Below are 228 nucleotides of genomic sequence, written 5' to 3' on the forward strand. Positions count from 1 at the left end.
CTGGCAGGAATATTATAGTGAGGACCGCACCAAAGAAGGTCGCCACTACAGCAAATGGGGCGGCTTTATCGATGGCGTGGACGAATTCGATCCGAGATTTTTCAATATCGCCCCACGGGAGGCGGCGGGCATAGATCCACAGGAACGGCTGTTTTTGCAGCACGCCTGGATGGCGGTGGAAGATGCCGGTTATACCCGTCATACGTTGCAGATACCGCATGAAGACGA

Annotated in this window: 1 protein-coding gene; it reads left to right on the top strand. The window is 54.4% G+C overall.

Features of this window, described 5'->3' with window-relative positions:
- Positions 1–228: beta-ketoacyl synthase N-terminal-like domain-containing protein (locus tag ICL55_RS35055; protein ID WP_188106746.1), on the top strand; the 228-nt coding region annotated here is incomplete at both ends.

Origin of the sequence: Chitinophaga varians, assembly GCF_014529945.1 — a bacterium.
Classification (GTDB): domain Bacteria; phylum Bacteroidota; class Bacteroidia; order Chitinophagales; family Chitinophagaceae; genus Chitinophaga; species Chitinophaga varians.